The sequence below is a fragment of the Corynebacterium sp. HMSC072G08 genome, assembly GCF_001809185.1.
Classification (GTDB): domain Bacteria; phylum Actinomycetota; class Actinomycetes; order Mycobacteriales; family Mycobacteriaceae; genus Corynebacterium; species Corynebacterium phoceense.
On sequence record NZ_KV796408.1, the window covers coordinates 36,970 to 60,860 of the forward strand.

Below are 23,891 nucleotides of genomic sequence, written 5' to 3' on the forward strand. Positions count from 1 at the left end.
GGTGCCCCATACCTACGGACAGGCGCTTCGCAGTGCTGCGGAGCGCCTTCGCGCGTCTGGTGTGTCCAGCCCCGAGTGGGACGCGAGACTCATGGCCGCGTATCTCATACACACCGGACACATGGATATTCCTCTCCATGAGGAACCCATGCCCGGCTTCGACGTCGCCTATGAGGCACTCGTCGCCCGCCGCGAACGCCGCGAGCCGCTTCAGCACGTCCTTGGCGTTGCGTGGTTCGGACCCCTAGAACTCGAGGTCGGCCCCGGTGTGTTCATTCCGCGTCCAGAGACCGAGGTTATCGCGGAGTGGGGAGTGCGCCAGCTGCGCGGCGTGGATTCACCGCTGGTGGTGGACTTGTGCACAGGCTCCGGGGCTTTGGCGGCGTATATTGCGCACGAGGCCCCGAACGCCCGGGTTTATGCCGTCGAGCTTTCCGATGCCGCCTTCTCCTACGCCCAGCGCAACCTCGCCGACTCCGGCGTGACGCTCATCCAAGGCGATGTCACGGATCCCGAAATCCTGGCGGAGCTTAATGGTAGCGTCGACCTCCTCGTGACGAACCCGCCTTATGTCCCGGAGACCGATGACCTGGAGCCGGAGGTCTACGCCGACCCGCACGAGGCCGTCTTCTCCGGCGCAGACGGCATGACGCTCATTCGACAGATGGTGCCGACGGTGTCTCGCTTGCTGAAACCGTGCGGCCGCGTGGGCATTGAACACGACGATACGACCAGTTCCTTGGTCCAGGCGGCGCTGCATGACGCCGGGGGATTTACAGCTATTACACCCCTGAAGGATCTCACGGGCACACCACGCTTCGTGACCGCCCTACGAGACGAGTAAGCTAGTCCGGGTTAAAAAGAAAGCACCCCATTAACCGTCCCCACACACCGTCAAGGCTGGAGAATCCTTAGACATGCAAGGAAAGATTTATAACTGCGCCGATGAGGCCACCCGTGCCGAGGGCATCGCTGAAGCCGTCAAGGCCGCGAAGTCCGGGCGCCTGGTCGTCATGCCGACGGATACCCTCTACGGCATCGGCTGCGATGCCTTCGACAACGACGCCGTAGCGAGCTTGCTCGCTGCGAAACACCGCGGCCCGGATATGCCGGTGCCGGTGCTCGTCGGTTCCTGGGATACGTACAAGGGGCTCGTCGCGTCGATGACGGATACCATGCAGCTGCTCGTCGAGGCCTTCTGGCCGGGCGGACTGTCCATCGTCGTTCCGCAGGCTCCCAGCCTGCCGTGGAACCTGGGCGATACCCGCGGCACCGTGATGCTGCGCATGCCCTTGCAGCCCGTCGCTATCGAGCTGCTCCGCGAGGTCGGTCCTATGGCTGTGTCCTCTGCCAACATCTCGGGACACACTCCGCCGACCACGGCCATCGCCGCCAAGCAGCAGCTGGGTAAGGCCGTGTCCGTGTACCTTGACGGGGGAGAGGCCGCCATCGGCAAGCCGTCGACCATCGTCGACCTGTCCCAGGCGCACCCGTACCTCCTGCGCGAAGGCGCGATTTCTGCCGAGCAGATTTCTGAGGTCATCAGTGTTCCTGCGGAGACTCTGCGCACGCGTCCGTAACTGGCCGTCCGCGACTAACCGTTCAAAACTGATACTGCCCGGCGCCGATTTCCCTGTGGAGTAGAGCGCGACATGACGAAAGAAAAAGATAGATGGCTGGAACCGGTGTACCGCTGCGTGAGCTTGGTCTCGTGCTGCTCGTCGCCGCCGCCATCACGTACTTGTGCACTGGCGCGGTGCGCTCGTTGCTTGTTCGCACCGGCCGCGTGGCGGAGATCCGCCAGCGCGACGCCCACTCGCAACCCACCCCGCAGCTGGGCGGCGTGGCGATGTTTACCGGTTTTATCGCGGCCATCTTTCTTGCCCAACAGCTTCCAGCCTTGACGCGCGGGTTTATGCCCGTCACCCCGGAGATGACCGCGGTCCTCTGGTCGGCCGCCGCCATCGTCCTGGTCGGCATCATCGATGACCTCTACGAACTGTCTGCCATGGTCAAGCTCGTGGGACAGGTGGTCGCCGCCGGCGTCATGAGTGTGCTGGGGCTGAGCTGGACTCTCTTCTTCGTCCCGGCAGGCGATGGAACGACCATTGTCCTCGACCAAGTCCAGTCCACACTCTTTACTGTGTTCATTACGGTGTTGCTCATCAACGCGATCAACTTCGTCGATGGCCTGGATGGGCTGGCTGCGGGCCTGGGCATGATCGCAGGAGCCGCAATCCTCATCTTCTCCTTGACCGTCCTGCATGACCAAGGTGGCGCGGTCTCGGCGTACCCGCCGGCCATCATCGCGGCGGCGCTCGTGGGCATTTGTTCCGGAATCCTTCCGCACAACTTTGAGCCTTCCCGCATCTTCATGGGAGATACCGGCGCCATGCTCATCGGCTTGCTGCTCGCCGCTGCGTCGACCTCGGCCTCGGGCAAGATCAACATGTCGCTCTATGGCGGCGTGGACATGGTGGCTCTCATGAGCCCCTTAATCGTGGTGGCGGCCGCAGTCTTTGTGCCCGTGCTCGACCTCGTGTGGGCCGTCGTACGCCGCGTCTCGCACGGCAAATCCCCGTTCGCAGCGGACAAGCTCCATATCCACCACCGCCTGCTCTCCCTGGGGCACACACATCGCCGAACGGTGCTCGTGCTCTACATGTGGGTCTCTGCTGTGGCGTTTGGTGCAGTGAGTTTCTCTATCGTGCCGCCGGCGGCTGCGGTGACTTTTACCATCGTCGCGCTAGTCCTCGCTTTCGTTGCGACGCTCATTCCGCTGCGACAAGGCAAGATCGGTCGAAAGCGTCGACCGACAACGGTTGTGGAGCACGTCCATCCGGCCTAAGTGACTTAAGCATTGGGGGAGTGCGCAGGGTGCGGTATTATCGTCTCCCGTGTCTGAATCCACCGCTTCCCACAATGACAACTCCGCGGACACTTCCGCGCAGCTGCCTCCGCTCAACAGTGTTGAGGGCATTGATGACCCGCGCCGTCCGCTTCAGCGTGCCGTGAGCTTTGGCTGGAAAGGCCTTGTAGCTATCACGATTGTGTCGCTCGCTATCTGGGGCGGCGTAGCTGGGCTGCCGGGTATCTGGGGAGTGCTCATCGGAGCGGCCATCGGCGGCGCATTCGTCTTGATGACGGCAGCGTCGGTGCTTTTTACCTCCAATACGACGCCTAATACGACCCTTGCTGTCGTATTCGGTGGCTGGTTGCTCAAGCTTGTGCTCTTGATTATTGTCATGGCGGTTATTCGTGATCTCGAGTTCTACCATCACGTGGCCTTGTTCATCACCGTGGTCGCCGTTCTCGTGGTTGTCCTGGCCTCCGAGGTGTGGGGAGTTATGACTTCGCAGATGTCGAATGTCTTCTAGAACTTAGCTCAGCACTGGTCTACGCCCGTCCCCAAAGAAGTGGGGGCGGGCATTCGGTGTTGATACGTGGTGTGAGAGCTTAATCCCCCGGTTAGGGGCGGGTTGAATAAGTGCAGCTACCCCCATTTACTACGGGATCTTCTCCTTTGTGACGCATCTTACTTATACCAGGTGAGCAGGGTAAATCGCGCGCTCAGTGACACGGGGTTTAGATAAAAGTCGGTAGGCGTTGTCAGGCGAAACAAAAGCGCGCCCCCGGGGGCGAAAACCCGCTACCAACCTGATATTATTTACCGCGGGTTACCGCAGATTCGACATTTTCACCGCATAACCTGCGAGGATGACGCATCTTGGTTGGTAAGTCCCTGCCACAACGTGTGATGTGCGACGGAGTCCAAGGTTGTGGCAGAGAGCTTGAGACGTCCATCGCACCGTGCGTGAGTTTTCACGAACTACGTACGGCCCAAACACGGGAGAGAACGCTGAGCGTTACAACTTTGGCCCTAAGTGGCCACTTCCACGAGCCCAACTTGGGCAAGGAATTCTTCCCGGGGCAAATTAATCCTTCTGAGCTGTTCCTTCGGGACTTTGCTGGCGGCGCGTTTGCGTTCGACCGCCTCATGTTCGTTCGCGTTTTGATGACGCTCGTTCTGGTGGTCCTTTTCGCGCTGGCTTTCAAGAACCCGAAGCTGGTTCCTAAGGGTCTGCAGAATGTCGGCGAGCACGCGGTCGATTTCGTCCGCATCTATATCGCTGAAGACATTCTGGGTAAGAAGGAGGCGAAGCGATTCCTTCCGATTATCGCGACCATCTTCTTCGCGGTCCTTTTTATGAACGTACCGACCATTATTCCGGGATTGAACATCTCTCCTAATGGTCGTATCGGCATGCCTATCGTGCTTGCAGCTGTCGCGTACATCGCCATGATTTACGCGGGCGCAAAGCGCTACGGCTTGGGCAAGTTTGTGAAGTCGTCGGTGGTTATTCCTAACCTGCCGCCGGCCCTGCACCTGCTTGTCGTGCCGATCGAGTTCTTCTCGACCTTCATTCTTCGACCGGTCACTCTTGCCATTCGTCTCATGGCGAACTTCCTGGCTGGACACATCATTCTGGTCCTGCTGTTCTCTGCTTCGAACTTCTTCTTCTGGCAGATGAATGGCTGGACGGCTCTCTCGGGTGTCACCATCATCCTGGGTATTGCTTTCAGCTTGTTCGAAATCATCGTCATCTTCCTGCAGGCGTACATCTTCGCTCTGCTGACGGCGGTGTACATCGAGCTGTCCCTCCACGCGGATTCGCACTAGGGCGAAGGTCGATTGCACGACCTAAGAATTCTTTCAACTCCATCAACATCTTCATCCCGGACTGATACACAGTTCGGGTAACACGAAAGGGAACGACTTTCACCATGAACGAAATCATCCTGGCTGCTGACGCTGCTACCAAGTTCGCTGGCTTCGGCACCATCGGCTACGGCCTTGCTGCTATCGGCCCGGGCATCGGCATCGGCATCGTCGCCGGCAAGACCGTCGAGGCTATGGCTCGCCAGCCTGAAATGGCCGGCCAGCTGCGTACCACCATGTTCCTGGGTATCGCCTTCACCGAGGCTCTCGCCCTTATCGGCCTGGTTGCCGGCTTCCTGTTCTAAAAAGTTCGCGTTAACCACACCAACCTTTTAAGACTGGAGACCAATGAACAACGTCTTTTATTTGGCTGCGGCCGAAGAAGCGAACGAGGACTCATTCTCGGTTCTTCTCCCCGCGACTTATGACATCGTCTGGTCTTTGATCTGTTTCGTGGTCATCTTGTTCCTGTTCTGGAAGTTTGTTCTTCCGGCATACAACAAGATGCTCCAGGCACGCGAAGACCAGATCGAGGGCGGCCTGAAGCGCGCCGAGGCTCAGCAGGCTGAGGCCAAGGCTGCACTCGAGAAGTACAACGCTCAGCTGGCTGATGCCCGTGCCGAGGCTGCCGAGATCCGTGAGCAGGCGCGTGAGCGCGGCAAGCAGATCGAGACTGAGGCAAAGGCTCAGGCTGAGGAAGAGTCCCGCCGCATTGTCGCCGCTGGCGAGAAGCAGCTGGAAGCTTCCCGTGCACAGGTCGTTACCGAGCTGCGTTCCGAAATCGGTCAGAACTCCATCAACCTCGCGGAGAAGCTGCTGGGCGGCGAACTTTCGGACGCCACCCGCAAGTCCTCCACGATTGATGCTTTCCTGTCCGAGCTCGACACTGTGGCACCGGCCGGAAAGTAGGCAGACATGAAGGCAGCTAGCCGCGAAGCACTCGCGACCTCGCAGACCACCTTGGACTCTGTCCTTTACGGTGGCGACGCGGTCGCAGACTTTGCACGCACCGGCCTCGATCTGTTTGAGGTTGTCGAGGTTCTCGATGGCGACCGCGAGCTGCGCGGCGCCCTCAAGGACCCGGCTGCTTCTGCAGATGCTCGCAAGGCGCTCGTGAACACCCTGTTTGGTTCCAAGGTCTCGGACCGCGCTCTGCGCGTGCTCGAGGACGTTGTGACCCACCAGTGGTCGTCCGCTCGCGACCTCGTGAACGGCTTGGTTAATCTCGGCCGTCGCGCTCTTCTGCGCGGTGCCGAGGCTCAGGGCCAGTTGGGCCAGGTTGAAGACGAGCTCTTCCGCCTGTCGCGCATTCTGGACCGTGAGGGCGAGCTGACCCAGCTGCTTACCGATCGCACTGCTGAGTCTGCGCGTAAGCGCGGACTGCTGGCGAACGTGCTCTATGGCAAGGTCACGATGTTCACTGAGGCGCTTGCGCTTCAGACCATCGCTCGCCCCGAGCACAACCCGATTGATGACATTGCCGGTTTGGCATCCCAGGCAGCTGAGCTGCAGGGCCGCTCCATCGCCTATGTCACCTCCGCGGGCGCACTGAATGACAATCAGCAGCAAGCACTCGCCGACAAGCTGGGCAAGATTTACGGTCGTGCGATGTCCATTCACTCCGAGGTTGACGAAAGCATCCTTGGCGGAATGATCATCCGCGTCGGCGACGAGGTCATCGACGGTTCCACTGCGGGCAAGATTGCTCGTATGCGTACCGCGATGTCGAAGTAAAGGCTTTAGCCTTTCCTTCAGCTCGTCTTCGATGACGACACAATTTTAGAAATTATTGGACGATACTACCGAGAGTAGGAACAACATGGCGGAGCTGACGATCTCCTCCGATGAGATCCGTAGCGCGATTGCGAACTACACCTCGAGCTACTCCGCGGAGGCCTCCCGTGAGGAGACCGGCGTGGTGATTTCGGCAGCCGACGGTATTGCGCAGGTTTCTGGCCTGCCTTCCGTTATGGCTAACGAACTTCTCGAGTTCCCCGGCGGCGTGATTGGCGTCGCACAGAACCTCGACACCAACTCGATTGGCGTCGTTGTCCTGGGCAACTTCGAGTCCCTTACTGAGGGCGACGAGGTCAAGAGGACCGGCGAGGTTCTCTCCATTCCTGTGGGCGAGGCATTCCTCGGCCGCGTTATCAACCCCCTGGGCCAGCCGATTGACGGCCTTGGCCCGATTGAAGCCGAAGAGGACCGCGTCCTCGAGCTGCAGGCACCTTCCGTTCTCCAGCGTCAGCCGGTGGAAGAGCCGATGCAGACCGGCATCAAGGCTATCGATGCAATGACCCCGATTGGCCGTGGCCAGCGTCAGCTGATCATTGGCGACCGCAAGACCGGTAAGACCGCAGTCTGCATCGACACCATCCTGAACCAGAAGGCTAACTGGGAGTCCGGCGACAAGAGCAAGCAGGTTCGCTGCATCTACGTCGCTATCGGCCAGAAGGGTTCCACCATTGCTGGCGTGCGCCACACGCTCGAGCAGCACGGTGCCCTGGAGTACACCACCATCGTGGCTGCTCCGGCTTCTGACTCCGCAGGTTTCAAGTGGCTGGCACCGTTCTCCGGTGCTGCTCTTGGCCAGCACTGGATGTACCAGGGCGACCACGTCTTGATCATTTACGATGATCTGACCAAGCAGGCTGAGGCCTACCGTGCGATTTCCCTTCTGCTGCGTCGTCCGCCGGGACGCGAAGCATACCCGGGCGACGTCTTCTACCTGCACTCCCGTCTGCTGGAGCGTGCTGCAAAGCTCTCCGACGACATGGGTGCTGGTTCTATGACGGCTCTCCCGATCATCGAGACCAAGGCGAACGACGTCTCCGCCTTCATCCCGACCAACGTTATTTCCATTACCGACGGCCAGGTCTTCCTGGAGTCCGACCTGTTCAACCAGGGCGTCCGTCCGGCAATTAACGTCGGTGTGTCGGTGTCTCGTGTCGGTGGTGCCGCTCAGACCAAGGGTATGAAGAAGGTTGCCGGTAACCTGCGTCTGGACCTCGCGTCCTACCGCGACCTGCAGGCCTTCGCCGCGTTCGCGTCGGACCTTGACTCTGCTTCCAAGGCTCAGCTGGAGCGCGGTGAGCGCCTTGTCGAGCTGCTGAAGCAGTCCGAGTCCTCCCCGCAGCCGGTTGAATACCAGATGGTGTCCATCTTCTTGGCCGACGCCGGCATCTTCGACGTCGTTCCCGTCGAGGACGTTCGCCGCTTCGAGCGCGATGTGCAGGAGTACCTGCGTTCCAACGCGCCGCAGGTCTTCGAGCAGATTGCTGGCGGCCAGGCTCTGACCGACGAGTCCAAGGAAGCGCTTCTCGCTGGTGCAAAGGACTTCACTCCGACCTTCCAGACGACCGAGGGCCACAACCTCGGCACCGAGGCTCCGGTGGAGCCGCTGGCAGAGGCGGAGCACAAGAAGACCGAGCTCAACGTCTCCCGCAAGACGGCCAAGTAAGTCACACATCCAACGACTTTTAACCGTCTAGATTAAAGAAGGGAGGAGCGAACACCATGGCAAATCTTCGCGAATTGCGCGACCGTATCCGGTCCGTGAACTCGACTAAGAAGATCACCAAGGCTCAGGAGCTCATTGCTACCTCGCGCATTACCAAGGCGCAGGCTCGCGTGGAAGCGTCCCAGCCGTATGCACAAGAGTTGAACAACGTTATGAATCGACTCGCTGCGGCTAGCTCGCTCGACCACCCGATGCTTACGCCGCGTGAAGACACGCGTGTAGCTGCCATTCTCGTGGTCTCCTCGGACCGCGGTATGTGCGGTGGCTACAACAACAACGTCTTCAAGAAGGCGGCCGAGCTGGAAGCGGCGCTCAAGCAGCGCGGCCTCGAGGTCGTTCGTTACGTCACCGGCAACAAGGGCGTGGGCTTTTACAAGTTCCGCGAAGATCCGGTTGCAGGTGCCTGGACCGGTTTCTCTCAGGATCCGTCCTGGGAGGCAACCCACAACGTGCGCCGTCACATTATTGATGGCTTCCTCGCGGGTTCGAATGGTACGGCCAAGTCGCGTGAAGGCGTCAACGAGGGCCAGCCGGTCCGCGGTTTCGACGAGGTTCACGTTGTGTTCACGGAGTTTGAGTCCATGCTGTCTCAGACTGCGCGTGCGCAGCAGCTGCTGCCAGTCGTTCCGGTCATCCAGGAAGAGGATCTGCAGCTTCCGGAGTCCGCCACTGCGGCGACGACGGAAGAGGTTACTGCAGACTACGAGTTCGAGCCGGACGCAGACACTCTCATGAATGCCCTGCTTCCGCAGTATGTCTCGCGTACGCTGTTCTCCATGTTCTTGGAGTCTTCGGCGTCCGAGTCCGCTTCCCGACGCAACGCTATGAAGTCTGCAACTGATAACGCGACGGCCCTGGTCAAGGACCTGTCGCGTGTGGCCAACCAGGCCCGTCAGGCACAGATTACCCAGGAAATTACAGAGATTGTCGGTGGCGCTGGCGCGCTATCTGACAGCGCAGAAAGTGACTAGATTATGACTACAGCTCTGCAAGAGCAGAATGCACAGGATTCGGCGGTTGCCGGTCGCGTCGTGCGCGTCATCGGTCCGGTCGTCGACGTGGAATTCCCGCGCGGCGCACTGCCGGCACTGTACAACGCACTGCACGTCGAGATCTCCCTCGAAGCTGTTGCAAAGACTGTCACCCTCGAGGTCGCTCAGCACCTCGGTGACAACCTCGTCCGTGCCGTGTCCATGGCACCGACTGACGGCCTCGTTCGCGGTGCCGTCGTAACCGACACCGGCAAGCCGATTTCGGTTCCCGTCGGTGACATCGTCAAGGGTCATGTGTTCAACGCCCTCGGCGACTGCCTCGACCAGCCGGGTCTGGGCCGTGACGGCGAGCAGTGGGGCATCCACCGCGAGCCGCCGGCATTCGACCAGCTCGAGGGTAAGACCGAAATCCTTGAGACGGGTATTAAGGTCATCGACCTTCTGACCCCGTACGTCAAGGGCGGCAAGATTGGCCTCTTCGGCGGCGCAGGTGTGGGTAAGACCGTTCTTATCCAGGAGATGATTACTCGTATCGCACGCGAGTTCTCCGGTACCTCCGTTTTCGCCGGCGTCGGCGAGCGTACCCGTGAGGGCACCGACCTCTTCCTCGAAATGGAAGAGATGGGCGTTCTGCAGGATACGGCCCTTGTGTTCGGCCAGATGGACGAGCCGCCGGGAGTTCGTATGCGCGTGGCCCTGTCCGGCCTGACCATGGCGGAGTACTTCCGCGATGTCCAGAACCAGGACGTGCTGCTGTTCATCGATAACATCTTCCGTTTCACCCAGGCCGGTTCTGAGGTGTCGACCCTTCTGGGTCGTATGCCTTCTGCCGTGGGTTACCAGCCGACCCTGGCTGATGAGATGGGTGTTCTGCAGGAGCGCATTACCTCCACCAAGGGTAAGTCGATTACCTCCCTGCAGGCCGTCTACGTCCCGGCGGATGACTACACTGACCCGGCACCGGCGACGACCTTCGCCCACCTTGACGCCACGACCGAGCTTGACCGTGGTATCGCGTCCAAGGGTATTTACCCGGCCGTGAACCCGCTGACCTCGACGTCTCGTATCCTCGAGCCGTCCATCGTCGGCGAGCGCCACTACGCAGTTGCGCAACGCGTCATCGGTATTCTGCAGAAGAACAAGGAACTCCAGGACATTATCGCCATCCTTGGTATGGACGAGCTGTCTGAAGAGGACAAGATCACCGTTCAGCGTGCACGTCGTATCGAGCGCTTCCTGGGCCAGAACTTCTTCGTCGCAGAGAAGTTCACCGGCCTGCCGGGCTCCTACGTCCCGCTGTCCGAGACGATCGACGCTTTCGAGCGCATCTGCAATGGCGAGTTCGACGCTTACCCGGAGCAGGCTTTCAACGGCCTGGGTGGCTTGGACGACGTCGAGGCTGCGTACAAGAAGCTGACCGAGAAGAAGTAGGGAGACGCACATGGCTGACATCACCGTGGAACTGGTTTCCGTCGAACGCATGCTGTGGACTGGCAAGGCCACCATCGTCACGGCTGAGACCACCGAGGGTGAGATCGGCGTGCTTCCTGGCCACGAGCCCATGATCGGCCAGCTGGTCGAGAACGGCGTCGTGACCATCCGTCCGGTCGACGGCGACCGTCGCGTCGCCGCCGTGTCGGGTGGCTTCCTCTCCATCAACGCAGACAAGGTGACCGTCCTTGCCGATTGGGCCGTGTGGTCCGACGAATACGGCAAGGACACCACCGTGGGCAACGAGCACACCAGCGAATGGCTGGAGAATGCTCGTAAGACCGCCGGTGAGCGCGCCGTCCGTCGTGCCCAGGAGTCTTAAGACTCTGCGGCTGGAGAGATGACAAGGGCAGCAAGGCCCTTCCTGCTCTCGCTTGAGTCGCATCCCGCCTGTCCTTCCTTCGGGAAGGGGAGGCGGGATTCGTCGTTTTGGCAGTCGGACCGGGTGCGTCTCTCGGCGCAACGAAATGCCCCGTGCCCACCACAAACGGGCCAGTACGCGTGTGATCCTTGACCCGCATTCGGTCATTTTTTAGCGCAAGGGAATGCGAACGCGCTAGAGTTGCCTCTAACCCCAATTTAGATTTATCTCTTGCATGGAGGTGGCACCGCCGTGGAGACCGTGATGACCATTCTGGGCTGGCTTGTTCTGCTCATCGTCGTCGTTGTGGTGCTGCTCGCCGCCGTGCGCTTCTTTGCTCTGCGTTCCAACGGCACCCAGGTGCTTCTGCGCACCGTGCCGGCCAAGGATACGCACAATTGGCGCCACGGCCTGCTGCGCTACCGTGGTGAGCTCATGGAGTTCTACAAGCTGCGTTCCGTATGGCCGGCCGCCGATCTTACGCTAGGTCGCCTCGACATCGAATTGTTGGGTTCTCGCACCCTCGACGATGACGAGGCTTCTTTTATGACGGAGGCCACCGAGGCCGTTCATTTCCAGGCCGCCGGCCAGGAGTACGAACTTGCCACGGATCTCCATGGGGCGATGGCGCTCAACGCTTGGGTTGAGTCGGCGCCGTCCAAGCGGCTTGAGCGCGTGGACATTAAGAAGCTGCGCGAGCGCGTGCAGCGGGATAAGCGCCAGCAGGGACGCTAAGCCAGCCTGCATGGCTGGGCACAAGGGGGCATCGGAAAGCCGATTGCAAGGGCGCGCGCCGTCCGCGCTAGGGTAGTCAGCATGCGTTTAGTCATCGCCCGTTGCTCCGTGGATTATGTTGGCCGTCTCGATGCACACCTGCCGCTCGCAGACCGCCTGCTCATCGTGAAGAAGGACGGCTCCGTGTCCGTCCACGCGGACGATCGCGCTTATAAGCCGCTCAACTGGATGCAGCCGCCGTGCACGCTCGAGGAGTCGCCCATTACGGACCTCGACGGCGAGGACACGGGCGAGATTCTGTGGCTCGTAGAAAATCCCAAGGGGGAGCAGCTGCGCATCACTATCCAGGAAATCCTCCACGAGTTCGCCTATGACCTCGGCGAGGACCCAGGCTTGGTGAAGGACGGTGTCGAGTCCCACCTGCAGGAGCTGCTCGCCGAGCACATCACGACCCTCGGTGAGGGCTATACCCTCGTGCGTCGCGAGTACCCCACGGCCATCGGACCCGTGGACATCATGGCGCGCGACGCTGAGGGCCACCACGTGGCCGTGGAGATCAAGCGCCGCGGGGGCATCGATGGCGTGGAACAGCTCACGCGCTACCTCGACCTGCTCAACCGCGACGCGCTGCTGGGTAAGGTCCAGGGCGTATTCGCTGCCCAAGAGATTAAGCCACAGGCTCGCACCCTCGCCGAAGACCGTGGCATCCGCTGCGTCGTGCTTGACTACCAGGATCTGCGCGGCATTGAGAGCAACGAGCTGCGCCTGTTCTAATGCCACGTCGCAACAGAAGAATCAAGACCGAACCACGCTACCTGCCTGCCGATGGCTCTTCCTTCTTCGGTTCCCAGACCGTCGAGGGGCCCAGCTGGACTCACGGCGAGCCCTACATTATGCGACACATCGGCCCGGCCGCTGCGAAGAAGTTCTATATCTGCCCCGGCTGCAACCAGAACATTCCGCCCGGCGTCGCGCACATCGTGGCATGGCCACGCGATACCGGCGGGCGCGCGGATGACCGCCGCCACTGGCACCGGCATTGCTGGGAACGCCGCTAGGGCGTGACGCTTCGCGCACGCCGATAGACTCGGAAGGCATGAACCCCGCAACCCGTGAAGAAGCCGACGTCCTCCTCCAAGGCATCGCCGGATCCGAGGCCCATCTGCGTGACGACCAGTGGACCGCCATCGACTCGCTCGTCAATCAGCGCCGCCGCATGCTCGTGGTGCAGCGCACTGGTTGGGGCAAGTCAGCCGTGTATTTCATCGCGGCCAAGTTGCTGCGTACCCGTGGCTTTGGGGCCTCGGTCATCATTTCGCCGCTGTTGGCGCTCATGCGCAACCAGGTGGAGGCCGCCGCCCGCGCGGGCATCCGCGCGGTGACCATTAACAGCGCGAACATGACGCAGTGGGATGATCTCCACGCCGCGATTGCTGCGGGGGAGGCTGACCTCGTGCTCATCTCTCCCGAGCGCCTCAATAATCCGTCCTTCCGCACCGCGGTGTTGCCCCAGCTTAGCCGTGCCGCCGGCATGCTCGTCGTTGACGAGGCGCACTGCATCTCCGATTGGGGCCACGACTTCCGCCCGGACTACCGGCGCATCAAGGATCTGCTCGCTGGCCTGCGCCCAGATACGCCGGTGCTGGCCACGACAGCGACGGCGAATGACCGTGTCGTCGCGGATGTTCAGGCACAGCTGGGGGAGAACACCGGCGTGCTGCGCGGCGGGCTCGACCGTGAGTCGCTCTACCCGGCGGTGCTGCGCCTCGAGGATACGACGCAGCGCCCGGCCTGGCTCGCGACGCACCTGAATGAGTTGCCCGGCTCGGGCATTATTTACTGCCTTACCGTCGCCGCGGCGGAGGACCTCGCGGAGGTGCTGCGCGGTGCCGGCTTTGAGGTCGCCGCCTACACCGGTCGCACAGAGGCCGAGGAACGCGAGCGCCTTGAGCAGGCACTCATCCACAATGAGCTCAAGGCGCTTGTAGCGACGTCCGCGCTGGGCATGGGCTTCGACAAGCCGGACCTGGGCTTCGTCATCCACGTCGGTGCACCCGGCTCGCCGGTGTCTTATTACCAGCAGATCGGCCGCGCGGGCCGCGGCACCGATCACGCGGAAGTCCTCCTTTTGCCCGGCGTTGAGGACCAGGACATCTGGGGCTATTTCGCGTCGCTTACCTTCCCTCCCGAGCCGGTCGTGCGCCAGCTCCTCGAGGTCCTCGCGAACACGGACGGCCCGTTGTCCACGGCGAAGATTGAGCCGCACGTGGACCTTAACCGTTCGCGTCTGGAACAGGCGCTCAAGGTCCTCGATGTCGACGGCGCCGTCCAGCGTGTGCAAGGCGGCTGGCAGTCCACCGGGCAGCCGTGGTCTTATGACTCGGCCCGCTACGAAGGTCTCGCCGCCGCGCGCACAGCGGAGCAGCAGGCCATGCTTGACTACGAGGCGACGACGGAATGCCGCATGCTCTTCCTACGCCACCAGCTCGATGACGCCACCGCGACCGACCCCTGCGGTCGCTGCGACAACTGTACGGGCAGACGCTGGGATCCGAGCGTCGACGCCGCCGTCGGCCAGTTCGTTAGGGCGCAACTTACCGCGCCCGGCGTCGCACTCGCACGCCGTAAGATGTGGCCGACGGGTATCACCCGGCCCGTCGCGGTCAAGGGCCGTATCAAGGGCGTGGGTGAAGGCAAGGCGCTCGGACGTCTCAATGACATTGGGCGTGGCCCGGCGCTTACCACGCTCGTCACGGAGCGTGCCTGGGTGCCCAGCCAGCCGTGGCAGCAGGACCCGTGGTTGCCGCAGGTCGTCGAGGTCCTCGCCGGCTGGGACTGGCAGACGCGTCCCACCTCCGTCGTCGCACTGGGCAACGTGGACCCGGAGACCACGGCGTTCGTCGAGCGCCTCGCCCAGGCGGTCGCAGGACTGGGACGCATGCAGTTCGCCGGCACCCTGCGTACCGCGCCCGGCGTCACGGAGGTTACCGCGCAGAACTCCGCCTACCGAGTCATGGGGCTGCTACAGCACTATGACTTTGCGAGCATCAATCAGGACGTCATCATCGCGGCGGGCGGACCGGTGCTTCTCGTGACCGATCTCGTGGACACGGCGTGGTCCGTCACCGTCGCGGGCAGCGGCATTTTCACAACAACGGGGGCAGAAGTCCTGCCCTTTGCACTCGCGGCTCGGGGGTGATCACAGGGCTGATCGTTGAGTGCGATCCACCCGGCGGTGGGGTGGCTCGCGCGCGTAGAATCGCACGCATGATTGTCGCTTTTTCTGTCGCGCCCACGATTGTGGAGTCGCCCACCGCAGAGATGTCCGAGGCCGTCGCCGCCGCCGTGAAGGTCGTGCGCGAATCCGGCCTTCCCAACGAGACGAACGCCATGTTCACGCTCCTGGAAGGGGAGTGGGACGAGGTCTTCGCCGTCATTAAGAAGGCCACGGACGCCGTACGCGCGGTTTCGCCGCGTACGGGTCTTGTGATTAAGGCCGATATTCGCGAGGGCGTGACGGGCCAGCTCACCAGCAAGGTCGAGGCCGTCGAGCGCCACCTGAAGAATGGGGAGGTTTAAGCCATGACTATTCCGAATCGTTTCGTCGGCGGTGCCCTGGATCTGGGCGAGCTTAAAGCACGCAATGACGCGCGCGCCAAGGCGGCATCTGCCCCGCAGCCAGGTGGCTCGTCTGCCGGCGTCCAGCCCTTCTTCCAGGTGACCGAGGCCAACTTCGAAGAAGACGTCGCGCGCCGCAGCGCCCAGGTGCCCGTTGTCGTCCTCGTGGGCACGGCGCGCTCGCCGCAGTCGGAGCAACTGAAGGCCGATTTCGCGGAGCTCGCCGCGGCTGGCGGCCTGAAGTTCGTGGTCGGCTACGTCGACGCGGATGCCACCCCGCAGGTCGCGCAGGTCTTCGGCGTACAAAACCTGCCTACCGTCATTGCGCTCGCCGCGGGCAAGCCCATCACCCACTTCGAGGGGGGCCAGCCGCGCGAGAGCCTCGAGCAGTGGGTCGCCGCCCTCGTCCAGCAGGTCGGCGCCCAACTGTCGGGCATCCCGGACGCGGGGGATACGCCCCAGGAACCGGAGCTCGATCCGCGCGTGACGCAGGCCGAGGACGCGCTCAACGCGGGCGACTTCGACGCAGCCATCGCGGTCTACGACTCGATCCTCGCGGACGACCCGAAGGCAACGGACATCAAGCAGGCGCGCGACACCACGAAGCTGCTCAAGCGTATCTCCGGCGTCGAAGACCCCATCGCCGAGGCAGAGACCGACCCTTCGCCGGCCGCGCAGATGCATGCTGCGGACGCCGAGGTCGTCGCCGGCGTGCCGGAAAAGGCCTTTGACCGCCTTATTAACACGATGAAGGTCACGGCGGGTGACGAGAAGGCTGCGTTGCGCGACCGCCTGCTCGAGCTCTTCGGACTCTTCGACGCGGGCGACCCGCGTGTCCTCGCGGCACGTACCAAGCTGGCGAGCGCCCTGTACTAGGCGAGTGTGACCAGCTGCACGCTGCGGCGCGTCCAACAGCCACGATAGCGACCTGGCTGTCGGGTTATCCCCCGCACGGGTGAGAGAAATGCTCACCCGTGCGGGGCTTTGTGTTCGCTTGGCGAATTTCGCGGACACCCCTTTCCTAGCCCTGGGGTTAAAACCACATTAACCCTGTACTTCCTAGGTTTTCGCGACAGAAAAGAGCGGGTCTAGTATCCCTATATCACCCGTACGTGAGCCGCTTCACGTTTGGTGCAGAAGACGATACATAACTCTGTGCGCTATCGAGCGGCTCACACTTTCAAGAAAGGGACGGCTATGGTTTCGCCAGTTACCACCACCCCAAAAATTGCTCAGGCGAAGGGTCCGAAGAAAGACCGCACGCACTGGCTCTACATTGCTGTCATCGTCGCGGTCGTCGGTGGCGTGGTTTTCGGCCTCGTCGCGCCGGAGGCCGCCGCGCCGTTTAAGATCCTCGGCACGATGTTCGTGAGCCTCATCAAGATGATCATTGCCCCGGTCATCTTCTGCACCATCGTGCTCGGCATTGGCTCCGTGCGTGCCGCAGCCTCGGTGGGCAAGGCCGGCGGCATCGCCCTGGCGTACTTCATCATCATGTCGACCTTCGCGCTCGGCGTGGGCCTCCTCGTCGGTAACTACATCGAGCCGGGCACCGGTTTGGACATCTCTGCTTCGCAAGGCGCTGCGGATTCCTTTATTGCTCAGGCAGAAGAGAGCCACGAGGGCCTCACGGGCTTCATTGCGTCTATCATCCCGGACACGCTGTTCTCGTCTTTTACGTCAGGCTCGGTGCTCCAGGTTCTCTTCGTCGCGCTACTCTGCGGCTTCGCCGTGCAGTCCATGGGCCCGTCGGGTGAGCCCATCCTCGCGTTCATTGCGCACCTCCAGCGCCTCGTGTTCAAGCTGCTGTCGATGATCCTCTGGGTCGCGCCCATCGGCGCGTTCGGCGCCATGGCCGGCGTGGTTGGCGCCACCGGCTTCGATGCCGTGAAGTCGCTCGCCATCCTCATGCTGGCGTTCTACATCACGTGTTTCCTCTTCGTCTTCCTCGTGCTCGGTACCATCGCCCGCGTCTTCGGCGGCATCTCCATGTGGAAGCTGTGCAAGTACCTGGGCCGCGAGTTCCTCCTCATCCTCGCGACCTCGTCCTCCGAGTCCGCGCTTCCGAACCTCATGCGCAAGATGGAGCACCTCGGCGTGGAAAAGCCCACCGTCGGCATCGTGGTCCCGACTGGTTACTCCTTCAACCTTGACGGCACCGCCATCTACCTCACGCTGTCTTCCATCTTCATCTCGGAGGCCATGCACATGCCCATGAACCTGGGCGAGCAGATCGGCCTGTTGGTCTTCATGATCATCGCCTCCAAGGGCGCGGCCGGTGTCTCCGGCGCCGGCATCGCGACGCTGGCCGCGGGCCTGCAGTCGCACCGCCCGGAGCTCCTGCACGGCGTGGACATCATCGTCGGTATTGACCGCTTCATGTCCGAGGCCCGCGCGCTGACCAACTTCGCGGGCAACGCCCTGGCCACCGTCCTGATCGGCCGCTGGACGCACTCTGTCGACATGAACCGCGTTCACCAGGTGCTCGACGGCCAGCTGCCTTATAAGGAGACCGACCTCGACAGCGACGTCGACCTCAAGCTGCCGGACGTCGTCAACCCCGCCAACGAGACGCTGCAGCCTACGCAGCAGATTGACCTGGACAACTACGAGAAGGGCTCGGGCATCTACAAGTAAGAGCTCAACCCCACCCGCCCGCGCTGCCATTCAACCGGCCGTGCGGGCGTTTTCATGTCTACAATGACCCACATCAACCGTGTTCTGTACTGAAAGGTGACCACCATGCCCTCCGTTTACTTCCTGTGCAATAGCAACCGTGGCAAGTCCCAGATGGCCGAGGCGCTGGCGCGTAAGCACGCTCCGGAGTGGGAGACGTACTCCGCGGGCGTGAAGGTCACGAAGTCGGGTGCCGAGGGTGAGGTTAACCAGGAGTCCGTCGAGGCGCTCGCCGAGGTCGGCGCGGACATGACCCACGGCCGAGCTGAGGCCGTGGACCCACAGTTGCTGCGCAGCGTCGACCACGTGGTCATCGTGGGTGGCGCGGAGCTGGACTGGCCGGAGGACGCGACTGGAAAGCTGGAGCGCTGGGAGGTATCCGAACCCGTCGATCAGGACATCCACGGCATGGAACGCATGCGGATTATCCGCGACGAGATTGACGCGCACGTGCGCGGGCTCGTGGGGAAGTAACCTGGCGATCTGAAAATGACCACAACGCCCGAATAAGCCTGAAAAATTTTGATTTTCGAGACCTTATTCGGACGTTGTGGTCATTGAGTCTCAGGGCGAGACTGGAAGAACTAGCCGCGGTAGACGTACCACTGCGCCGAGTTGGCGGGCAGGTGCAGCCAGGCACCGTCGTCGCCCGCGGTGAACTCGGAGGGCAGGTTGTTGCCCGCGCCCTCGTAGCTGGAGTCATCCGTGTTGAGGACGAGCTCCCAGCAGCCCGGACGGGTGGGGTGGAGCTGGTAATGAGTGTGGGAGGAACCGGAGAGGTTGATGACCGCGAGCAGCGCGGAGCCGTCCTCGCCGTAGCGCTCGTAGGCGAGCACGCTGCCGTTGGCATCATCGCCCACGACCCAGTGGAAGCCAGAGGGATCGAAATCGCGCGTGTAGAGCGCCGGAGTGTTCTTGTATAGAGCACCGAGGTCGCGCGAGAGCTTCTTGATGCCCTGGTGCCACTCGTGGCTCCAGCCTTCCAGGTTGGACCAATCGACGGAAGAAGACTCGTTCCACTCGGTGGTCTGGCCGAATTCCTGGCCCATGAACAGCAGGTTCTTGCCGGGGTGGGAGTACATGTAGGCATACAACGCGCGCACGCCGGCCGCCTTGTTCCAGTCATCGCCAGGCTGGCGGCCCCAGATGGTGCCCTTGCCGTGGACGACTTCGTCATGGCTAAACGGCAGGATGTAGTGCTCGGAGTAGGCGTAGACCATGGAGAAGGTGAGCTCACCGTGGTGGTAGGAGCGGTGGACCGGCTCGCGCTTGAAGTACTCGAGCGTGTCGTTCATCCAGCCCATGTTCCACTTAAAGTCGAAGCCCAGGCCGCCGTCGGAGGTGGGGCGGGTAACACCATCCCAGGAGGTGGACTCCTCAGCGATGGTCCACACGCCCGGGTGGGCGCGGTGGAGCGTCCCGTTGGTTTCCTGGAGGAACTGGACAGCCTCGAGGTTCTCGCGGCCGCCGTACTGGTTGGGCAGCCACTCCTCGCGGGAGTAGTCGAGGTAAAGCATGGAGGCCACGGCGTCGACGCGCAGGCCGTCGACGTGGTATTCCTCGGCCCAGTACAGAGCGTTGGCGACCAGGAAGTTGCGAACCTCGTTGCGACCGAAGTCGAAGACGTAGGTACCCCAGTCGGCCTGCTCGCCACGGCGGGGGTCCGGGTGCTCGTAGAGGGCTTGGCCGTCGAAGCGGCCGAGCGCGAACTCGTCCTTGGGGAAGTGCGCGGGGACCCAGTCGATGATGACGCCGATGCCTGCCTGGTGGAGGGCATCGATAAGCGCCTTGAGATCCTCTGGCGAGCCCCAGCGCGCGGAGGGCGCGTAGTAGCCGGAGACCTGGTAGCCCCAGGAGCCGCCGAAGGGGTGCTCGGCGACGGGCATCAACTCGACATGCGTGTAGTTGTGCTCCAAGAGGTAGGGGATGAGCTCCTCACGCAGCACGTTGTAATTCGAACCGATCTTCCAGGAACCGACGTGGACCTCATAGATATTGACCGGCACGTTGATATCGCCGGTGCGTGCGTCGATCCATTTGTGGTCGTTCCACTTGTAGGTGGAGCGGGCGACGACGGAGTCCGTCGCCGGCGGGGCAACGGTGGCCTTGGCGAGCGGGTCGGCCTTGTCGATGCGGCCGGAGTGCTTGGTCTGGATGGCAAACTTGTAGCGCTCGCCCACGCCGATGCCAGGGACGAAGACTTCCCAGATGCCCGTGGAGCCTAGCGAGCGCATGGGGTATTGGGTGGGGTTCCATCCGCAGAAGTCGCCGACGACGGCGACGCCCACGGCGTTGGGGGCCCACACGGCGAAGGCGACGCCCTCGACGACGCCGAGATCCGTCTCATAGGACTTGAGGTTCGCGCCGAGCACCTCCCACAGGCGCTCGTGGCGGCCCTCCCCGATAAGGTGCAGGTCAAAGGTACCGAGCGTAGGGAGGAAGTGGTAGCCGTCGGCCACCTCGCGGGCGGGCTGGCCCGGATAGGTCACGCGCAGGCGGTAATCGGCCTCGCGAACCAAGCAGGCTTCCCAGATGTCATTGCCCACGTTCGTCATGGCAATGGTTTTCTCGGCCGTGACGAGCTCGACCGACTCGGCGCCCGGCTTGCGGGTGCGCACGACGCCGTCGTGCCAGCCATAGAAATCGTGCGGCGCCCAGTGGCGGCAGGAGTTGAGGAGATCGAGGTCAGACTGCGGGATGCTCATAGAGTCAAAAGTACCTTTATAGAGGGGTGCGTGCAGGCGATGTGAGTTTTCTCTTGATCGGCACCGAGCGGTTGATATTGTGCCCGCGGACCCTGCTCACTCGAACGGGCGTGCAGGGCCTGGCTGGCACTAGGCGCGGTAGGTGTCCTGCGGACGCCAGGCCAGCTGCGTGCGGCGGTCCTCGGCGACGGTGGGCAGCACGAGGACGTGGGCGACGTCGCCCTGCGGGGCGAGACGCACGAAGTTGTGCGGCCCCCACGTGAATGTCTTGCCCGAGATTTTGTCGTGGACCTCAAAGCTTGCGCCTTCGTCCTGGCCGATGGCCGCGTAATTGATGTGGACGGTGGCTTCCTGGGTATTGCGCGGGTCGAGGTTGACCACGGTGAGCACGACGTTGCCCGTGGCGGCGTCCGCCTTGGAGTAGGCCATGACGTTCTCATTGTCCACGTCGTGGAAGGTGAGCGCGCGCAGCTGCTGCAAGGCCGGGTTTTCGCGGCGGATGCGGTTGAGCATCCCGATGTAGGGCTCGAGCGAGTCGCCGGAGTTGAGCGCCGCCTGGAAGTCGCGCGGGCGCAGCTCGTACTTCTCGGAGTCGAGGTATTCCTCACTGCCGGGCTTGACGGCCTCGTGCTCGTAGAGCTCGAAGCCGGAGTACACGCCCCATAGCGGGGAGAGCGTCGCGGCGAGCGTGGCGCGGATGGCGAACATGGCGCGTCCGCCGGTCTGCAAGGACTCGTGCAGGATGTCTGGGGTGTTGACAAACATATTGGGGCGGCAGATATCGGCCTGCTCCAGGTGGTGCTGAACGAACTCCGTGAGGTCGTACTTGGAGGTCTGCCACGTGAAGTAGGAGTAGGACTGCGAAAAGCCCGCCTTGGCCAGGCCCAGCAGGCGCGGGGCGCGCGTGAACGCCTCGGCGAGAAAGATGATGTCTGGGTGCGTGGCATGCACCTTGGCGATGAGCCACGCCCAGAAGTTGGCGGGCTTGGTATGCGGGTTGTCCACGCGGAAGGTCTTTACACCGGCGTTCACCCAGATCATGACCATGTCGTAGATGGCCTCGTAGATGCCGTCTGGGTCGTTGTCGAAGTTGAGCGGGTAGATGTCCTGGTACTTCTTGGGTGGGTTCTCTGCATACGCGATGGTGCCGTCGTCGAGCACCGTGAAGAACTCCGGGTTGGACTGCGCCCATGGGTGGTCCGGTGCGCACTGGAGGGCCAGATCGAGGGCGACCTCGAGGCCGAGCGACTCGGCGTAGGAGAGGAGGTCCTTGAAGTCCTCCATTGTGCCCAGCTCCGGGTGCGTGGTCGTGTGGTCCTGGATGGCCCACGGGGAACCCACGTCGCCCGGCTGTGCAGTCACCGCATTGTTGCGGCCCTTGCGGTGCACCTCGCCGATGGGATGAATGGGCGGGAAGTAGACGGTGTCAAAACCCATCTCCGCCACGCGGGGCAGCGCGCGCTTCGTGGTCTCAAAGGTGCCGTGGACGGGGTTGCCATCTGCGTCCCAACCGCCGGTGGAGCGGGGGAAGAGCTCGTACCAAGAGCTGTAGCGGGCCTTGGCACGCTCGACGTCGACTTCGTAAATCTCGCTTTCGGTGATGAGCTCGCGCAGCGGGTGGTGCTCGAGAATTTCGGTGACCTCGGGGGAGAAGGCGGGGGCGACGCGCTCGGTGAAGGGGGCATCGGAAGCAAGTGCCTTGGCCGCAGCGAAGAGCGGGCCCGCCTGGTCCGTGGGGGTCTGGAGTGCGGCGCGGGTAAAGAGGTCGGCGCCGTGGGAGAGATCGTTGGCGAGCTCCTGCTCGGATTGGCCGGCGTCCATCTTCTTCGTCACGGCGTTGCGCCACGTGGCCATGACATCGCTCCACGCGTCGACGCGGAAGAACCAGCGGCCCGGGGTGGCGGGGGTAAAGACGGCATGGACGCGATCCGGGTTGACGGGGTCGAAGTCCATGGTCGTCGAGGAGACCGTGGAGGCCTCCGCATTCCACACAGACAGCGTGGCGGCGATGGCGTCGTGGCCTTCGCGCCAGACCAAGGCCGTGACGGGGATGACCTCCCCAACGGTGCCCTTGGAGGGCAGCTTCCCGCCGGAGATGACGGGGCGGACATCGTCAATGCCCAGGCGGCCGAAAGCGTGGCCGTATATGCGCGGGGAGGAGGTGGGAGAAGTCATGCCTTTCAGCCTAACCTAGCTGTGTCACTTTCACCGGGGAAGTGGAACGTAAGGCACTATAGAGGGCATGACTGCGCAAGAGATCGCCGAACCTGAATACGTGGCTGACCCCGACCTTCTGATCGACTTCCACGGCGTGGAGCTGCGCCGCGGTGGACGCACCCTTGTAGGTCCCATCGATTGGCAGGTAGAGCTCGACGAACGATGGGTCATTATCGGCCCCAATGGCGCGGGCAAGACCTCCCTTGTCCGCATGGCCGCGGCGGAGGAATTCCCGTCCAAGGGCACGGCGTTCTTAATGGGCGAGCGCATCGGCAAGACGGACATGCGCGACTTGCGCGCGCTCATCGGCATTTCCTCGGCCGCCGTGCAGCACCGCATCCCGGACAATGAGCGGGTCGACGATCTGGTCATCTCCGCCGGCTACGCCGTGCTCGGACGCTGGCGTGAGGAATACCAGGATATGGATTTCGGCCGCGTCGAGGAAATTCTCGCCCAGGTGGGGGCGACCCACCTGGCCAAGCGCACGTGGGGCACCTTGTCCGAGGGTGAGAAGAAGCGCGTCATCTTGGCCCGCGCCCTCATGGTCAACCCGGAGCTGCTCATCCTCGACGAGCCCTCCGCGGGCATGGACTTGGGCGGCCGCGAGGACCTCGTGGGTTACCTGGGGGATTTGGCGCTCGATCCGGACGCCCCGGCGATCGTGATGATTACCCACCACGTCGAGGAGATCCCGTACGGCTTTACTCACGCGATGATCCTCGACGAGGGCAAGGTCGTGGACATGGGCCTTATCAATAGCGTGCTGACTTCTGAGAACCTCTCCACGGCGTTCCATCAGCCTATTCAGGTTGACCGCATTGGAGAGCGCTATTTCGCCCGCCGCGTGCGCTAGGTT

At 62.5% G+C, this 23,891-nt stretch carries 23 protein-coding genes; 21 read left to right on the forward strand and 2 right to left on the reverse strand.

The genetic code is table 11. The features are described 5' to 3' along the window. Nucleotide 1: 1 nt before the first annotated feature. From prmC to HMPREF2559_RS03990, 20 genes are all read left to right on the forward strand, one after another. Nucleotides 2–844, forward strand: coding sequence for a peptide chain release factor N(5)-glutamine methyltransferase (gene prmC / locus HMPREF2559_RS03895; protein ID WP_070539600.1), 843 nt, complete (start codon nucleotides 2–4; stop codon nucleotides 842–844). Nucleotides 845–917: 73 nt separating this feature from the next. After that, on the forward strand, nucleotides 918–1,580 hold the full coding sequence (locus HMPREF2559_RS03900; RefSeq protein ID WP_068801666.1) for an L-threonylcarbamoyladenylate synthase: 663 nt from the start codon (nucleotides 918–920) through the stop codon (nucleotides 1,578–1,580). Between the two features lie 92 nt (nucleotides 1,581–1,672). Further along, the gene (locus HMPREF2559_RS03905) at nucleotides 1,673–2,848 is read left to right on the forward strand and encodes an MraY family glycosyltransferase (RefSeq protein WP_066490844.1); all 1,176 of its coding nucleotides are present in this window, start codon (nucleotides 1,673–1,675) and stop codon (nucleotides 2,846–2,848) included. A gap of 49 nt (nucleotides 2,849–2,897) precedes the next feature. After that, a complete protein-coding gene (locus HMPREF2559_RS03910; protein ID WP_371325672.1) occupies nucleotides 2,898–3,377 on the forward strand; it encodes a Cg1360 family ATP-synthase-associated protein in 480 nt (159 codons plus the stop codon). Nucleotides 3,378–3,874: 497 nt separating this feature from the next. Continuing rightward, nucleotides 3,875–4,681, forward strand: a complete 807-nt coding sequence (atpB, locus tag HMPREF2559_RS03915) for a F0F1 ATP synthase subunit A (RefSeq protein WP_070539602.1) — start codon at nucleotides 3,875–3,877, stop codon at nucleotides 4,679–4,681. A gap of 104 nt (nucleotides 4,682–4,785) precedes the next feature. Next, nucleotides 4,786–5,025 carry an ATP synthase F0 subunit C gene (locus HMPREF2559_RS03920; RefSeq protein WP_070539604.1) on the forward strand — a complete coding sequence of 80 codons (240 nt, stop codon included), beginning with the start codon at nucleotides 4,786–4,788 and terminating at the stop codon, nucleotides 5,023–5,025. Between the two features lie 43 nt (nucleotides 5,026–5,068). Continuing rightward, nucleotides 5,069–5,629 (forward strand): F0F1 ATP synthase subunit B, encoded by a 561-nt coding sequence (locus HMPREF2559_RS03925; RefSeq protein WP_070539606.1) that lies wholly within the window; start codon nucleotides 5,069–5,071, stop codon nucleotides 5,627–5,629. 6 nt (nucleotides 5,630–5,635) lie between these two features. Further along, entirely contained in the window at nucleotides 5,636–6,454 is an 819-nt protein-coding gene (locus HMPREF2559_RS03930) for a F0F1 ATP synthase subunit delta (protein ID WP_066490852.1), read from the forward strand. A gap of 85 nt (nucleotides 6,455–6,539) precedes the next feature. Then, the gene (atpA, locus tag HMPREF2559_RS03935) at nucleotides 6,540–8,180 is read left to right on the forward strand and encodes a F0F1 ATP synthase subunit alpha (RefSeq protein WP_066490863.1); all 1,641 of its coding nucleotides are present in this window, start codon (nucleotides 6,540–6,542) and stop codon (nucleotides 8,178–8,180) included. A 56-nt stretch (nucleotides 8,181–8,236) separates the two neighbouring features. Beyond that, complete coding sequence (locus tag HMPREF2559_RS03940) at nucleotides 8,237–9,211, forward strand: F0F1 ATP synthase subunit gamma (protein WP_066490870.1); 975 nt, start codon at nucleotides 8,237–8,239, stop codon at nucleotides 9,209–9,211. Between the two features lie 3 nt (nucleotides 9,212–9,214). Next, on the forward strand, nucleotides 9,215–10,663 hold the full coding sequence (gene atpD / locus HMPREF2559_RS03945; RefSeq protein ID WP_066490872.1) for a F0F1 ATP synthase subunit beta: 1,449 nt from the start codon (nucleotides 9,215–9,217) through the stop codon (nucleotides 10,661–10,663). 10 nt (nucleotides 10,664–10,673) lie between these two features. Beyond that, nucleotides 10,674–11,045 (forward strand): F0F1 ATP synthase subunit epsilon, encoded by a 372-nt coding sequence (locus tag HMPREF2559_RS03950; protein ID WP_066490883.1) that lies wholly within the window; start codon nucleotides 10,674–10,676, stop codon nucleotides 11,043–11,045. Nucleotides 11,046–11,315: 270 nt separating this feature from the next. Then, nucleotides 11,316–11,819: a DUF2550 domain-containing protein gene (locus HMPREF2559_RS03955; protein ID WP_231725114.1), complete on the forward strand. Its 504-nt coding sequence runs from the start codon at nucleotides 11,316–11,318 to the stop codon at nucleotides 11,817–11,819. Nucleotides 11,820–11,900: 81 nt separating this feature from the next. Further along, complete coding sequence (gene nucS / locus HMPREF2559_RS03960; protein WP_066490892.1) at nucleotides 11,901–12,593, forward strand: endonuclease NucS; 693 nt, start codon at nucleotides 11,901–11,903, stop codon at nucleotides 12,591–12,593. Beyond that, entirely contained in the window at nucleotides 12,593–12,877 is a 285-nt protein-coding gene (locus HMPREF2559_RS03965; protein ID WP_070539608.1) for a hypothetical protein, read from the forward strand. The genes nucS and HMPREF2559_RS03965 overlap by 1 nt, the downstream gene beginning before the upstream one ends. A 38-nt stretch (nucleotides 12,878–12,915) precedes the next feature. After that, complete coding sequence (locus HMPREF2559_RS03970; protein WP_070539610.1) at nucleotides 12,916–15,018, forward strand: RecQ family ATP-dependent DNA helicase; 2,103 nt, start codon at nucleotides 12,916–12,918, stop codon at nucleotides 15,016–15,018. A gap of 68 nt (nucleotides 15,019–15,086) precedes the next feature. After that, nucleotides 15,087–15,398: a thiamine-binding protein gene (locus HMPREF2559_RS03975; RefSeq protein ID WP_066490903.1), complete on the forward strand. Its 312-nt coding sequence runs from the start codon at nucleotides 15,087–15,089 to the stop codon at nucleotides 15,396–15,398. 3 nt (nucleotides 15,399–15,401) lie between these two features. Beyond that, nucleotides 15,402–16,313: a tetratricopeptide repeat protein gene (locus HMPREF2559_RS03980; RefSeq protein ID WP_066490908.1), complete on the forward strand. Its 912-nt coding sequence runs from the start codon at nucleotides 15,402–15,404 to the stop codon at nucleotides 16,311–16,313. Nucleotides 16,314–16,634: 321 nt separating this feature from the next. Beyond that, nucleotides 16,635–18,074, forward strand: a complete 1,440-nt coding sequence (locus HMPREF2559_RS03985; protein ID WP_066490913.1) for a cation:dicarboxylate symporter family transporter — start codon at nucleotides 16,635–16,637, stop codon at nucleotides 18,072–18,074. Between the two features lie 96 nt (nucleotides 18,075–18,170). Further along, nucleotides 18,171–18,587 carry an arsenate-mycothiol transferase ArsC gene (locus HMPREF2559_RS03990; protein ID WP_083297769.1) on the forward strand — a complete coding sequence of 139 codons (417 nt, stop codon included), beginning with the start codon at nucleotides 18,171–18,173 and terminating at the stop codon, nucleotides 18,585–18,587. Nucleotides 18,588–18,697: 110 nt separating this feature from the next. Here the strand turns inward: HMPREF2559_RS03990 and glgB are convergent, their stop codons facing one another. Together glgB and HMPREF2559_RS04000 are read right to left on the reverse strand one after the other, a co-directional pair. After that, nucleotides 18,698–20,818, reverse strand: a complete 2,121-nt coding sequence (gene glgB / locus HMPREF2559_RS03995) for a 1,4-alpha-glucan branching protein GlgB (RefSeq protein WP_070539613.1) — start codon at nucleotides 20,816–20,818, stop codon at nucleotides 18,698–18,700. A 129-nt stretch (nucleotides 20,819–20,947) separates the two neighbouring features. Beyond that, nucleotides 20,948–22,993 carry a maltotransferase domain-containing protein gene (locus HMPREF2559_RS04000; protein WP_070539615.1) on the reverse strand — a complete coding sequence of 682 codons (2,046 nt, stop codon included), beginning with the start codon at nucleotides 22,991–22,993 and terminating at the stop codon, nucleotides 20,948–20,950. Nucleotides 22,994–23,060: 67 nt separating this feature from the next. Between HMPREF2559_RS04000 and HMPREF2559_RS04005 the strand changes: the two genes are divergently transcribed. Further along, complete coding sequence (locus HMPREF2559_RS04005) at nucleotides 23,061–23,888, forward strand: ABC transporter ATP-binding protein (RefSeq protein WP_066490930.1); 828 nt, start codon at nucleotides 23,061–23,063, stop codon at nucleotides 23,886–23,888. Nucleotides 23,889–23,891 lie beyond the last annotated feature (3 nt).